Origin of the sequence: Xanthobacter wiegelii, from assembly GCF_043193855.2 — a bacterium.
Lineage (GTDB): Bacteria > Pseudomonadota > Alphaproteobacteria > Rhizobiales > Xanthobacteraceae > Xanthobacter > Xanthobacter flavus_A.
The window spans coordinates 3,088,294-3,102,458 of the sequence record NZ_CM195529.1 but is presented as its reverse complement, the minus strand read 5'-3'; the positions used below and the strand labels follow the sequence as shown (position 1 = coordinate 3,102,458).

At 64.8% G+C, this 14,165-nt stretch carries 11 protein-coding genes; 9 read left to right on the top strand and 2 right to left on the bottom strand.

Annotation, left to right across the window (positions count from 1 at the left end; genetic code table 11):
- Window positions 1–62: 62 nt before the first annotated feature.
- Both V5F63_RS14360 and V5F63_RS14355 read right to left on the bottom strand, forming a co-directional pair.
- Complete coding sequence (locus tag V5F63_RS14360; protein WP_149577664.1) at window positions 63–494, bottom strand: hypothetical protein; 432 nt, start codon at window positions 492–494, stop codon at window positions 63–65.
- Between the two features lie 68 nt (window positions 495–562).
- Entirely contained in the window at window positions 563–1,087 is a 525-nt protein-coding gene (locus tag V5F63_RS14355) for a MerR family transcriptional regulator (RefSeq protein WP_348841908.1), read from the bottom strand.
- A gap of 67 nt (window positions 1,088–1,154) precedes the next feature.
- Here V5F63_RS14355 and V5F63_RS14350 point away from each other — a divergent pair, with 67 nt between their 5' ends.
- The 9 genes from V5F63_RS14350 to V5F63_RS14310 all read left to right on the top strand — a co-directional run bounded on the left by V5F63_RS14350 (window position 1,155) and on the right by V5F63_RS14310 (window position 13,911).
- Window positions 1,155–3,404: a heavy metal translocating P-type ATPase gene (locus tag V5F63_RS14350; RefSeq protein ID WP_348841909.1), complete on the top strand. Its 2,250-nt coding sequence runs from the start codon at window positions 1,155–1,157 to the stop codon at window positions 3,402–3,404.
- Between the two features lie 291 nt (window positions 3,405–3,695).
- A complete protein-coding gene (locus tag V5F63_RS14345; RefSeq protein ID WP_209483271.1) occupies window positions 3,696–4,337 on the top strand; it encodes a hypothetical protein in 642 nt (213 codons plus the stop codon).
- Window positions 4,338–4,340: 3 nt separating this feature from the next.
- The gene (locus tag V5F63_RS14340) at window positions 4,341–5,408 is read left to right on the top strand and encodes a helix-turn-helix domain-containing protein (RefSeq protein WP_012115948.1); all 1,068 of its coding nucleotides are present in this window, start codon (window positions 4,341–4,343) and stop codon (window positions 5,406–5,408) included.
- Window positions 5,409–5,506: 98 nt separating this feature from the next.
- On the top strand, window positions 5,507–5,863 hold the full coding sequence (locus tag V5F63_RS14335) for a hypothetical protein (RefSeq protein WP_041577510.1): 357 nt from the start codon (window positions 5,507–5,509) through the stop codon (window positions 5,861–5,863).
- A gap of 131 nt (window positions 5,864–5,994) precedes the next feature.
- Complete coding sequence (locus V5F63_RS14330) at window positions 5,995–6,402, top strand: FixH family protein (protein ID WP_012115946.1); 408 nt, start codon at window positions 5,995–5,997, stop codon at window positions 6,400–6,402.
- A complete protein-coding gene (locus tag V5F63_RS14325) occupies window positions 6,399–7,820 on the top strand; it encodes an efflux RND transporter periplasmic adaptor subunit (protein ID WP_012115945.1) in 1,422 nt (473 codons plus the stop codon). Before V5F63_RS14330 ends, V5F63_RS14325 begins: the two co-directional genes overlap by 4 nt.
- Window positions 7,817–10,990 (top strand): efflux RND transporter permease subunit, encoded by a 3,174-nt coding sequence (locus tag V5F63_RS14320; RefSeq protein WP_348841910.1) that lies wholly within the window; start codon window positions 7,817–7,819, stop codon window positions 10,988–10,990. Before V5F63_RS14325 ends, V5F63_RS14320 begins: the two co-directional genes overlap by 4 nt.
- A 582-nt stretch (window positions 10,991–11,572) precedes the next feature.
- The gene (locus tag V5F63_RS14315) at window positions 11,573–12,703 is read left to right on the top strand and encodes a multicopper oxidase domain-containing protein (protein ID WP_041577508.1); all 1,131 of its coding nucleotides are present in this window, start codon (window positions 11,573–11,575) and stop codon (window positions 12,701–12,703) included.
- Window positions 12,700–13,911, top strand: a complete 1,212-nt coding sequence (locus tag V5F63_RS14310; protein ID WP_149577655.1) for a ZIP family metal transporter — start codon at window positions 12,700–12,702, stop codon at window positions 13,909–13,911. Before V5F63_RS14315 ends, V5F63_RS14310 begins: the two co-directional genes overlap by 4 nt.
- The last annotated feature ends 254 nt before the right edge of the window (window positions 13,912–14,165 follow it).

The window sequence follows — 14,165 nt, the reverse complement described above, 5'->3', positions numbered from 1 at the left end:
CTGATCCAAAGTCTGATGGCGGATCGCCGACGCGGGGCGTCAGCGCGCGAGCAGAAGTCGGATCAGGCGCGCGGGGGGCGGATGTCTGCGGGAACGGAGCGGCCGGCGCTCAGGCGCGTGGGCGCTACCTCCGACGTGGATGGCAGACGCAGGGCCTCGCTTGCTGCCGGAGTATATGGCACCACCATGGAGCAGCCATGGCAGTCATGGTCCGAGGCAGGCTGGGGCTGGGCCGGGTCATGCGCGGCGCCGAACACCTTGGCATCCGTAGCGGCGAGGGAGGGGTCCGCAACGGATGCCTCGACGGGCGACAGGTCGGTGCTCGACACACCGACGCCCGTCAGCGTAACTGAGGTCCCAGCCAACTCTCCCAGAGCGCCGTCCACATCAAAGATGTGATGCGCTGCCAGTGCGCTTGCGAACGGCCCGGCCACAAGGCATGCCACCACGACGACCGACACGGCGCGGCGGAACGCCGGACCGGTGATCGACATGAGGACTTTTGCCAAGACGCGAAGCATGGACCATGAGAGACCCCAAGAGCCGCGATGTGTCAAGTCTTTCAGAAGCGCTGCGTCAGCGTACCCGAAAAGCTTGGGAGATCGCTTGAATTTCGGCCGATCCCAAGGTTTTCGCCCTGGCCGTTATGAAATTGACATTGTCCGTGATCGGAAAGCGTCTCGATCACCCTGCACTGTGCCACGTGGCCGTGGGCGCAGCCGTCGACCATGCGTTGAAGCTCCGCCTCCAGCGCCCTGAGCGCGGCGATGCGGCTGCGCACCTCGATCAGCCGCGCGCTGGCGATCTCGTCCGCCGCCGCGCACGACTGCTCGGGCCGGTCCTGCAGCGTCAGCAGGGTGCGGATAGCCTCGATGTCAAAGCCCAGCTCGCGCGCATGGCGGATGAAGGCCAGCCGCTGCAGGTGGGTGGCGCTGTAGAGGCGGCGGTTGCCCTCGGTGCGCGGCAGCGCCGGCATCAGGCCGATCTCCTCATAGAAGCGGATGGTGGGCACCTTCACCCCGCTTAAGCGCGCCGCCGCGCCGATGGGCAGGAGGTCGGGAAAATTTTCGGACGACGGGCCGGACATTGGGGCTTGCTCCTCTAGTGACTAGAGCATCTAGGATCCGCAGCGTGACGCAAAGAAAGGCCGCATCATGACCGCCCCTCTCGTTCAAAGCCGGTTCCGGGTGACCGGGATGGACTGCGCCTCCTGCGCCGCGAAGATCGAGGGCACCACGCTGCGCATCGCCGGCGTGGCGGAAGCCGAGGTCTCGGTGGCGGCCGGCACGCTGGTGATCCGCCATGCCCCGGACGCCGACCTTGCGCCCCTCGCCGGGCGCCTTTCCCCCATGGGCTACGCCCTCGCTCCGCTCGCGGCCGGCGGCGGGCAGCGCAAGGCACACGACCATGGAGAGAGCTGCGCGGGGCACGATCATTCCGACCACGACCATGCGGGCCACGACCACACCGGCCACGATCACGCAAAGCACGACCACGCCGAAACCGGCGGCCACGACCATGGTGCTGTCCCCGCCGCCGAGGGCCGCTGGTGGTCCACCGGCAAGGCGCGCCTCACGCTCCTGAGCGGCCTCGCCTTGGTGGCGGCCTTCGGCATCGGCACCTTCGTCCCGGCGGTGCAATCCTGGCTCTATCTTGCCGCCATGCTGGTGGGCCTCGTGCCCATCGCCCGCCGCGCCATCGCGGCGGCGGCGAACGGCATGCCCTTCACCATCGAGATGCTGATGACCATCGCGGCGGCCGGCGCCGTCATCATCGGCGCGGCCGAGGAGGCGGCGGCGGTGGTGTTCCTGTTCCTGGTGGGCGAGCTGCTGGAAGGCGTCGCCGCCGGCCGGGCACGCGCCAGCATTCGCGCGCTCTCGGCGCTGGTGCCCAAGACCGCGTTGGTGGAGCGCGACGGCGCCACCGTCGAGGTGCCCGCCGCGAGCCTCACGGTGGGCGAGGTGATCCTGGTGCGGCCCGGCGACCGGATTTCCGCGGACGGCCTCATCGTCGCCGGCGAGAGCGGCATCGACGAAAGCCCGGTGACCGGCGAGAGCGTGCCGGTGCGCAAGGGGCCCGACGCCACCGTCTTCGCCGGCACGGTGAACGGGGAGGCGGCGCTGCGGGTGCGCGTCACCGCCACCGCCGAGGACAACACCATCGCCCGGGTGGTGAAGCTGGTGGAGGAGGCGCAGGAAAAGCGCGCGCCCACCGAGCGGCTCATCGATCGCTTCTCGCGCTATTACACCCCCGGCGTGGTGGTGGTGGCGGCGCTGGTGGCAATCATCCCGCCGCTGCTGTTCGGCGGGGCGTGGGATGCCTGGATCTACAAGGGTCTTGCCATCCTGCTCATCGGCTGCCCCTGCGCGCTGGTGATCTCGACGCCCGCCGCCATCGCCGCCGGCCTCTCCGCCGGGGCGCGGCGCGGGCTGCTGCTGAAGGGCGGAGCCGTGCTGGAGACGGCGGGCAAGGTCACCACCGTCTGCTTCGACAAGACCGGCACTCTCACCGAAGGCCGCCCGCAGGTGACGGACGTGATCGCCTTCGCCCAGCCGGAAGCCGAGGTGCTGCGCCTCGCGGCGGCGCTGGAGACCGGTTCGAGCCACCCCCTCGCCAAGGCCATCCTCGACCGGGCGGCGGCGGACGCCATCGCCATTCCCGTGGCCGAGGCCGCGCAGGCGCTGGGCGGCAAGGGCGTGTCGGCGCAGGTGGAGGGACGCGAGGTGTTCCTCGGCTCGCCCCAGGCCGCCGCCGCGCGCGCGCCTTTGACACAGGCGCAGGCCGACCAGATCGCGGCGCTGAACGACGCCGGCAAGACCGTGTCCCTGCTGGTGGCCGACGGCGCCATCGCCGGGGCCATCGCCATGCGCGACGAGCCCCGCCCGGACGCCCCCGAGGGCCTTGCCGCGCTGAAGCGGGAGGGCATCCGCACGCTGATGCTCACCGGCGACAACAGGCGCACGGCGGAGGCTATCGGCCGGCAGCTTGGCATCGAGGTGCGTGCCGAGCTGCTGCCGCAGGACAAGCTGCGGATCGTCGGCGAGCTGCAGCAAGAGGGCGCGGTGGTGGCCAAGGTGGGCGACGGCATCAACGACGCCCCGGCGCTGGCCGCCGCCGACATCGGCATCGCCATGGGCGGCGGCACCGACGTGGCGCTGGAAACGGCGGATGCCGCAGCCCTCCATGGCCGGGTGAAGGACGTTGCCTCCATGATCGCCCTGTCCCGGCGCACCATGGGCAACATTCACCAGAACATCGCCATCTCGCTGGGGCTGAAGGCGGTATTCCTCGTCACCACCATTGCCGGTATCACCGGGCTGTGGCCCGCGATTTTGGCCGACACCGGCGCCACCGTGCTGGTGACCCTGAACGCGCTGCGGCTCCTCTCCTGGGGGCGTGGGTGACAGGGCGGGCAATTCGCAGCGAAGCCCGGCTCTTCATTCCAGACCTTGATAGCTCAACGCGCGCGAGTCTCTTGCTTCAGATCTTTTTGAGCACGGCGGTTACAAATATGAGGCTGCCCGCGAAGATCAGGCCCGCTATTGCGCTCGGTGGCCGGCGATGGCGGAGTATACCTTCACACTAGAACTCTTCTTCGATCCTTCGCCGCCCCCGACCACCCAACCAAGACAGTTGCTCGCGATAATTTTTTCCTCCACAAATGAGGGTAAGAAAATTATCGTGGGAGCGATTCGATGGCTGCGGTTCGCGTGCTTGCCGATCATCCTGAAGTTGACGCTCGCCTCGCCGAGTTCGGCGTCACGCGTCAGGAACTGCTTGAGGTCGTGCGCGGCGTGGTCGCTGCTCGCTCGGACGCGACGTTGGACGATCCCGCCTCGGCCGAAGGGCTGCTAGCGTATATCTATGGCACCCGCTATGTGCGGCAGGTCTTCCTGGCCCACGAATGGGTCCGCTACCGCGAGAACAACGTCGAATCGGTCAAACATCCCGACCGGCCGCTGAAGGTCGTGTACCAGAGCGTCGATCTCGCGGCCGACACACTGCACAAGCCGCAGGCAGTGTCCGGAAAAGGTTCCGGTGCTGACCGCATCATTGCGGTGGGACAGGCGGGACTGTTCCCGGAGGAGGAGATGTCAGCGGCGCGGGATCAGAGCCTCGCGGAGCTCCAGACCGGCGTATGGTTCTTCTGCGTGTCGGTTCAAGGTGGTGATGTCCGTGCCGAGCTGTCGCTGCCTTCGGGCATTTCCGGCGGCAATTTCGAGGGCTTTATCGAGCGCATCTTCATCCTCGGTGGTGGTGAATGGCCGGCGGATGTCATCGTTGATAGCGATCGTCCGGATGGCATCGAGTTCGAGCCTGCTGTTTTGCGTCGCTAGGCCATGTTCAACATTGGCAGAATGGAGCTCGCGCGAAAGCGGCAACGGTTGACCGCCAAGGCTCTCGCCGAGCGGGCTGGCATATCGCCGGTCACCTTGTCGCGTGTCGTCAACGGGCAGCAGATTCCGGATGAAGACACGGTCGACGGCTTGGTGCGCGCGCTGGGATTCCCGCGGGAGTTCTTCTTCCGGGACGACGCGGCTCCGATCAGCGCTGATGCCGCCAGCTTCCGGAGCCTCACGGCGATGTCGGCGCGAGAGCGCGATGCGGCGCTCGCCGCCGGCTCACTGGCCTTCGAGATGTCAGCCTGGGTGCGGGAAAGGTTCGTTCTGCCTCAGCCAGACCTGCTCGACCTCAGCCATGAACGCGATCCCGCTGGAGCCGCACGTGCGCTGCGCCAGCATTGGGCGATCGGCGAGCGGCCGATCTCGCATATGATCAAGCTGCTTGAGACGAAGGGCGTTCGCGTCTTCTCGCTGGCCGAGAACACGAAGAATGTGGATGCCTTTTCCTGTTGGCATGATGGCGAGCCGTATGTCTTCCTCAACACCTTCAAGACCACAGAGCGCAGCCGGTTCGACGCCGCTCATGAACTGGCTCACCTCGTCCTGCACAAGCACGGCGGTCCCAATCAAGGGCGCGCTGCCGAGCTCGAGGCACATGCGTTTGCATCGTCGTTCCTGATGCCTCACGACGACGTCGTGGCGACGATCCCATTCGTCCGAAGCCTTGATCAATTGGTACTCGCAAAGAAGCGATGGGGCGTGTCCGTAGCTGCGCTCGCACACCGGCTCCACCGGATCGGCCGGATCTCCGATTGGAACTACCGGACCTTCTGCATCCAGATAAACAAGCGGTTCGGCACGAACGAACCTGACGGTCTCCCACCGGAGCGATCTGCAATATGGCAACGTGTCCTTACGGAGCTTTGGCGGGAAGGCGTGACACGCCGGCACGTTGCGGCCCGCCTGGATATCCCCGAGGCAGAACTCGACAATCTGCTGTTCGGCCTTACCGGCGATGTGAGTCCGCCATCCGTCGGTGGTTCGTCTCTCCGGCTAGTTCGGTGATTGAGCCCGGAAGCAGCGTCCATCTGCCACGAACCTGTGACAGCTTCGTACCGCTGCTCGCATTCCCAAATTGCCTCGCCTATGACATGTTGCGCTGCATGAAGGTCGCCACTTGGCTCCGCAGGCTGCTCCCGATCCTTGCGATCGTAGGGCTTGTTGCCGGACCGTTCACCGCACCGGTGAACGGCGCCGCCATGGCGGCCGCCGTCGATATGTCCATGCCCGAAATGGCGGACGACATGCCGTGTTGTCCGCATGAGACGCCGGCAGCTCCTGACTGCCAGAAGACCTGCCCATTAATGGCATTGTGCATGGCCAAGTGCTTCTCGGTGGCACCGATGCTTTCGCGCCTGGCCTTCGCTTTCTGGGATCGGAGCGATGCCATCCGCCCTGGCAGTGACGCCATGGGCGACGCGCTCACCCTGGAGCCTCCGGCTCGACCTCCGCGAACCTAAGACATCGCCGGCGTTTGTGCGCCGGCTCGTGCCGCCCCAGCGAGGCTCGGGTGGCCGAGGGCGCGTGGCCATAAGCCGCGCAACACCGGGCCATGCGCACGGTGCTCCGATGAATCTGGGATTTTCAAATTATGACGAACTCTTCCATGAAGCGCGCCGCTGCGGCGACGCTCGCGGCCGCGCTTTCCGTGGCTACCCTCTCGACGGCGTATGCCGACATCACGGACTACGAGTTCCGGCTCGTTCAGACGGACATCAAGCAGGGCAACGGTGCCATCGTCGCTGTCCGGCTCGTCGACAAGCGATCCGGCAAGGCGGTTCCCGACGCCGTCATCTTCGCGACCCGTATCGACATGGCGCCTGACGGCATGGAGACGATGGCGGCGCCGATCGAGGCTCTGCCGTCGACCGAGCCGGGTGTCTATCGCTTCAAGACCAACTTGATGATGGCCGGCGGCTGGCGGCTTTCGCTCGGCGCCAAGATCCAGGGTGAGACCGGCACGCTCGAGAACAAGCTGGTCCTGAAGGCCGTACCGTGAAACGGATCGGCCTTGTGGGCCTCGCTCTCGCCGCCATTCTGGCGGCGGGGATCGGAGGCTATTGGGCGGGCGTCCGGGATTTCCCAGTAGCCGGCCTGCGCGAATGGTTCGGTGTCGAGGCGACCCTTGCGGCGGCTGAGCCGGTCGGGACGGGAGCGGTGATCTATTATCAGGATCCCGACGGCAAGCCGGTCTATTCGGCAACGCCGCGCCGGACCAGGGATGGCCGGGCTTTCCGCACCGTTCGCGCCAGCGAGGATGTGAGCTTCGAAGGCAGGCCGCCGGCGACAGTTGAGGCGGCTGGGCAGGCCGGCCCGCGGCGCATCCTCTACTACCGCAACCCGATGGGTCTGCCGGACACCTCGCCGATGCCGAAGAAGGACTCGATGGGGATGGACTACATCCCCGTCCATGAGGGCGAGGACGACAACGGCTCGGTCGTGAAGGTCTCGCTTGGCAAGCTGCAGCGGACCGGTGTGCGATCCGAGTTGGCCGCGCGGCGTGTCGTCGGCAGGCTGGTGCGGGTGCCGGGAACCGTCCAGCTCGACGAGCGGCGCATCTCCGTGGTCGCCACCCGGAGCGACGCCTTCATCAACGAGGTGGCGAACGTCACCACGGGCGACCGGGTGACGAAGGGCCAGATGCTGCTCCGGCTTTATGCGCCGGATATCGCCACCGCCGGCGCCCAGCTCCTAACCGATCTCAAAAGCGGCGGCCGCGATAGTGCTCTCGGAGGCGCCCGCCAGCGCCTAGAGAATCTCGGCCTGCCGCCTGAAGCGATCGCCGAGATCGAGCGCACGCGCAAGGTGCCGCTGTCGATGACGTGGCGTGCGCCGCGCGATGGCGTCGTACTCGAACGCAATGTCGTCGACGGCATGAAGGCAGCACCGGGCGATGTGCTGTTCCGCCTCGCCGACATTTCGACCATCTGGGTACTGGCGGATGTGCCGGAGTTCGATCTTGGGGCCGTCCGGCTCGGCGCGCCGGTGACGATCCGGGCTCGAAGCCTGCCGGGACGCACCTTCGAAGGACGTGTGTCGCTGATCTATCCGCAGGTCGGTGAAGCAACGCGGGCCACGCGAGTGCGGATCGAGATCGCCAATCCCGGCGGTGTTCTGCTTCCCAATATGTATGCCGAAGTGGAGATCGGCACAGGCGATGCCGCGCCGGTGGTTGCTGTCCCCGATAGCGCGGTGATCGACACCGGCACGCGGCAGGTCGTGATCATTGATCGTGGAGAGGGCCGGTTCGAACCGCGCGAGGTAAAGATCGGCCTGCGCGGCGAAGGCTTCACCGAGATCCGCGAGGGCATCGCGGAAGGCGACCGTGTCGTTGTCGCGGCGAACTTCCTGATCGACGCCGAGAGCAATCTGAAGGCGGCGCTGCGTGGCCTGACACCTGCGGAGGCACAGCCATGATCGCCCACCTCATCGGCTGGTCCGCCCGCAACCTCGTGCTGGTCTTCATTGGCACAGTGTTCGCCGTCGCTGCCGGGCTCTATGCGCTGAAAACGCTGCCGCTCGACGCCATCCCCGACCTCTCGGACGTGCAGGTGATCGTCTATACCGACTATCCCGGCCAGGCGCCGCAGGTGGTCGAGGACCAGGTCACCTATCCGCTCACCACCTCGATGCTGACGGTACCAAAATCGAAGGTGGTGCGCGGCTTCTCCTTCTTCGGCGTCTCTTTCGTCTATGTGATCTTCGAGGACGGCACCGACCCCTATTGGGCACGCAGTCGCGTGCTGGAATATCTCAACGCCGCCGCGCAGCGGTTGCCGGCGGGCGTGACGCCGACCTTAGGACCGGACGCGACCGGTGTCGGCTGGGTCTACCAATATGCCGTCGTCGCCAAGGAGATGACGCTCGCCGAGCTGCGCTCGCTGCAGGACTGGGTGATCCGCTTCGGCGCGTCCAAAGCGGAGGGTGTCGCCGAGGTCGCCAGCGTCGGCGGCTTCGTGAAGCAGTATGCGATCGTGGTCGATCCGAACCGGCTGCGGGCGTTGGGCATCTCGCTCGATCGGGTGCGCGACGCCGTCAAGGCCAGCAATGCTGATGTCGGCGGGCGCACCGTCGAGCTCTCCGAGTTCGAGTTCATGGTGCGCGGGCGCGGCTATATCCGGAGCGTCGCCGACATCGAGAACGTGGTGCTGAAGACCGACCGCGGCGTGTCGCTGCGGGTCAAGGATGTGGCCCGCGTCGAGATCGGCCCGGACGAGCGGCGTGGCATCACCGAGCTCAATGGCGAAGGCGAGGTCGCCAGCGGCATCGTGCTGCAACGCTTCGGCGCCAATGCGCTGACAGTGATCGAGAACGTCAAGGCGCGGCTCGCCGAGATTGCGACGAGCCTGCCCAAGGGCGCCGAGATCGTGCCGGTCTATGACCGATCCGAGCTGATCGGCCGGGCGATCGAGACGCTGAAGGGCACGCTGATCGAGGAAAGCATCATCGTCGCGCTGGTCTGCGTGGTGTTCCTGCTGCATCTGCGCAGCGCGCTCGTCGCCATCCTGATGCTGCCGGTCGGCATCCTGATCGCCTTCGCGGCGATGAAGGCGATCGGGCTTGGCTCCAACATCATGAGCCTCGGGGGCATCGCCATCGCGGTGGGCGCCATGATCGACGCGGCCATCGTCATGATCGAGAACGCCCACAAGCATCTGGAGCGGGCTCCTCCGGACAAGCCGCGCGTCGAGATCCTGATCGAGGCGGCGAGCCAGGTCGGGCCGGCGCTGTTCTTCAGCCTGCTCGTCATCACCGTCTCCTTCCTGCCGATCTTCACGCTGGAATCGCAGGAAGGCCGGATGTTCGGCCCGCTCGCCTTCACCAAGACCTTCTCGATGGCAGCTGCAGCGTTGCTGTCGGTGACGTTGGTGCCAGCGCTGATGGTGGTCTTCGTGCGCGGCCGGATCATCCCGGAGCACAGGAACCCGATCAATCGCTTCCTGATCTGGGTCTATCGCCCCGTCATTAGCGGCGTCCTGAAGGCCAAGACGCTCACCATCCTCGTCGCGCTCGTCGTGCTCGGCGTGACCCTCTGGCCGGCACGCCAGCTCGGCTCGGAATTCATGCCGAGCCTCGACGAGGGCACGCTGATGTACATGCCGACCACCTTGCCGGGCATCTCGGTCACCAAGGCGGCCGAACTGCTTCAGGTGCAGGACCGCATCATCAAGAGCTTCCCGGAGGTAGCCTCGGTCTATGGCAAGGCGGGGCGCGCGCTCACAGCGACCGATCCGGCGCCGACCGAGATGTTCGAGACCATCATCAACCTGAGGCCGAAGGACGAATGGCGCCCCGGCCTCACCATTGACAGTCTGAAGGCCGAGATGGACCAGGCGCTACAATTCCCCGGCGTCTCCAATGCCTGGACCATGCCGATCCGCGCCCGCATCGACATGCTCGCGACCGGCATCCGCACCCCGGTCGGGGTCAAGGTGTTCGGCACCGATCTCGCCCAGATGGAGCAGAGCGCCCGTGAGATCGAGCGGGTGCTGCGATCGGTGCCGGGCACATCGAGCGCCTATGCCGAGCGCGTTATCGGCGGCTACTATCTCGACATCGTGCCGGACCGGGAGGTGCTCGGCCGCTACGGCCTGGCCATTGGCGATGTCCAAAGCGTGATCGCAAGCGCGCTCGGGGCGGAGACGGTGACCACCACAGTCGAGGGCCGCGAGCGCTACGCCGTCACCATCCGCTATCCCCGCGACTTCCGGAGTGACCCGCAGTCAATCGCCCGCGACGTGCAGGTGCCGTTGCCAGGCGGCGGAACGGTGCCGCTCGGCGAAGTCGCCAAGGTCGAGCTCACCCGCGGCGCAACTTCGATCCGCACCGAGAACGGCCAGCTCGCCGTCTATGTCTTCGTGGATATCGCTGGCCGGGACCTGGGCGGCTATGTCGCCGAGGCGCAGCAGGCGGTCGCGAACGAGATCAAGCTGCCGCCCGGAACCTATGTCTCGTGGAGCGGCCAATTCGAATATCTCCAGCGCGCCGAGGCGCGGCTGAAGATCGTCGTGCCGGTGACGCTGCTGGTCATTTTCCTGCTGCTCTACCTCAACTTCCGGGCACTCACCGAGACGCTTATCGTCATGCTGTCGCTGCCCTTCGCGCTGGTCGGTGGCATCTGGCTGATGTGGTGGCTCGGCTTCAACATGTCGGTCGCCGTTGCCGTCGGCTTCATTGCCCTCGCAGGTGTGGCCGCCGAGACCGGCGTCATCATGCTGATCTATCTCGAGCAGGCGATGGCGGAACTGAAGGCTGAGCGGGAGGCGCAAGGACGGCCCTTCACCCGCATCGACCTCTATCAGGCGATCATGCTCGGCGCCGTAGAACGGGTGCGGCCGAAGATGATGACGGTCATCGCGATCACGGCCGGGCTCGTCCCCATCCTGTGGAGCACCGGCACCGGCTCGGAGGTGATGCAACGCATCGCGGTGCCGATGATCGGCGGCATGGTGTCCTCGACGGTGCTGACGCTCGCCGTGATCCCAGCGGTCTACGGTTTGATCAAGGGTTGGCGATTGCCGCGGAGCGTCGCCTCCGAGAGGGCGATCGAACAGGGGCCGGCCGGCCTCAAGGCGGCCGCCAAATAAGAGGAGGTTCCAATGATGCACGACATGATGGGATCCATGGGATGGGGCATGGGCCTTGCCGGCCTGATCGGCATCCTCGTCTTGGTGCTGGTGATCGCCGCCCTCACGAAATACGTCTTCTTTCGGTGAGGAGCGTCATGCGCAGCTTCGATCGGAAGCTGTGCGCGAGGAAACAGCCAACGAAAGGAGAAGCGGCATGACAGCCGAGCTTTTCGCGGCACACCGTGAGTTGGTGATCGGCGCCACATAGGCGACTGCTATGCCCGTGCTATCGCGCCTCTGGGCGGCCGAGACATCGCACAAGATGACCGTGACCAGCGATCCGAACTGTGGCCATCGTGGCGGTTGGCTTGCCTATGTGAGGGCAGTCGAATTTCCGGACCTGATCGAGGCAGCCAACCTCGCGCCCCTCAAGGCTAGACTCGGCATGCCCCGATTGCCTGATCTTCTGCGATATGGCGGAAGTTGGCGCCCATGTTGCGGAGAGGAGGAAGCCCTTCTCGACGTCAATTGGCAATGGCCACCAATTGTAGCTTATGCTATTTATATGCGACTAATTCGCATTTGCAGAAAGAGATGCATATGATCAAAGTGCCAGCTTGGTTACGTAAACGGCTGAGCCGGCGCGTGGTGCTGGGAGGCGGGCTAGCGGCTGCCAGCGGCGCAGCGATAGGTATGACTGGTGCTCTAGCGCAGTCAGGACACGCTTCGCATGCAGGAACTGTCGGCGCTGAAGCAAAGCTGGCCTCAGCCCACCGCGGAGCCCATGGTGCGATGATCACGGTGGGCGGGGTCGACGAAGCTCGTAATGGCTTCGATCCGACCAAGCTTCTGACCGACTGGGATAGAGGCACTGTGTCCCAGCTTCCGGATGGGCGGACGCTAAGAACCTTCGAGATCACCGCCGAGGACAAGGAGATCGAGATCGCCCCCGGTATCATGTTTCTGGCCTGGACCTATAATGGCCGGGTGCCCGGCCCGTCACTGCGCGCGACCGAAGGTGAGCGGCTGAGGATCGTCTTCAAAAACTACGGCTCGCATCCTCATTCGATGCATTTTCATGGCATCCATGCGGCGCGGATGGATGGCGTTCCAGGCGCAGGGCTAGTCGCTCCGGGCGAGGAGTTTGTCTACGAGTTTGATGCACGGCCTTTCGGATGTCACCTCTATCACTGTCACGCTCTGCCGCTGAAGCGGCATATTCACAAGGGCATGTACGGAGCCTTCGTCATCGACCCGGATCCCACTCGCCATCCCGAATATGAGGCAGTTGCCCGCTCACGCCTGCTCGGCACGGCGGAGAATGCCGAGTGGCAAGAGCTCGTAATGGTTATGAATGCATTCGATACCAATTTCGACGGCAAGAACGAGGTCTATGCTGTCAATACGGTAGCCCATGCCTATGCAAAAAAACCCATCAAGATCCTTAGAGACAAACCGGTTCGCGTCTACCTTATCAATGTGATCGAGTTCGATCCGATAAATTCTTTTCATTTGCATGCTAATTTCTTTGAATACTTCAATCAAGGCACGACCTTGACCCCGACCCTGAAGACCGTCGACCTCATCACCCAATGCCAAGCCGAGCGCGGCATCCTTGAGTTCCATTTCACGGAGCACGAGCCCGGTCTCTACATGTTCCACCCGCATCAGTCGGAGTTCACCGAACTCGGTTGGGTGGGCATGTTCGATGTCGTGGAGACCGTATCATGAACCAAGCTGGGCGGCCCCCTTCCAATGCTGCGACAACACTTCCAGTCGGGCGTCCGGGTCGAGCCTCGTTGTTCTGGATCGCTATCCCGTTTACCGTGCTTGGTCTCGCGATGGCGTGGTTGATTGGGACCGATCCGTTATCGAGCTTTCGCAACGGCGCACCGCCGGTCGAGAAGCTGACCTTCGAGCGGACGATCCTAGGTTCCGATGGAGTTCGCCTACTGGTCCGTGCCGGCGGCTCGCAACCCATGACGATCGCCCAGGTCCAGGTCGATGACGCCTATTGGCAGTTTACGCAGACACCGCCGGGTCCGATCGCCCGCGGCGCGACCGCCTGGGTTCAGTTGCCGTTCCCTTGGGTGGTCGGCGAGGCGCACGGCGTGAAAATCCTCACCAACACCGGCGCCACGTTCAAGCGTGAGATCCCCGTCGCGGTTGCGACACCGACCGTGGATTCGATGAGCTTCGTATCCCAGGCTGCCCTTGGCGTCTTTGTCGGCATCCTTCCCGTCGCTATCGGCCTCATGTTCTACCCAGTTCTCCGTGGCGTTGGCCGCAACGGCATGGACTTCCTACTCGCATTGACGGTGGGGCTTCTCGCTTTCCTCGTGATTGATGCAGTTGCTGAAGCGCTCGAACTTGCCGGCGAGGCCGCCGCCTTGTTCCAGGGACCGGTGATGGTCATCCTCACCACTATGGGGAGTTTCCTCTTGCTGATGGCTGTCGGCCGCAGCCGTGGCACACCGACCGGGCTGGCCCTATCGACCTTCATTGCGCTGGGGATAGGATTGCACAATCTCGGCGAAGGCCTTGCCATCGGCGCTTCTTTCGCCTCCGGAGCGGCGGATCTCGGTATTTTTCTGGTGCTCGGCTTTACGTTGCACAACATCACGGAAGGCATCGGCATTGCCGCGCCGATACTGAAAGTACGCCCACCACTTTGGACCTTCGCCGGGTTGACGCTGCTTGCGGGCGGACCAGCCGTCGCAGGTCTGTGGATCGGCAGCCTTGCCTACGCGCCGCAGTGGTCGGCGCTAGCGCTGGCGGTCGGTGCCGGGGCTATCCTTCAGGTGATTGCGGAAGTCGGATCGCTACTAGTGCGCAGAAGCGGCGAGACTCATGTTTCGTTCTTCACGCCAGCCGCAATGACGGGGCTCGCCACCGGCGCGGGCCTGATGTACGTGACCGCGATGCTCGTAAAGATCTGAACGCTTCAAACATCCTCACTTGTAGAGGTGAGGCGGATCATCGAGGCTCGGGCAATCGACTACAATATCGTCAGACTTCACATGAGCCTCGGTGGCCTCCCATCGTCGACGTTCGCCAACCAGTCCCACGAGGACCCAAACCCCGCCAGACCTAAACTTGTAACTGGCAGGGGAAATGAGGAGCACATCAGTTTCCTGCAGCTTTAGCGCGTATGCAGTGAGCCGCCGAGCGCTGATAAGCCGGATGGTGTTGG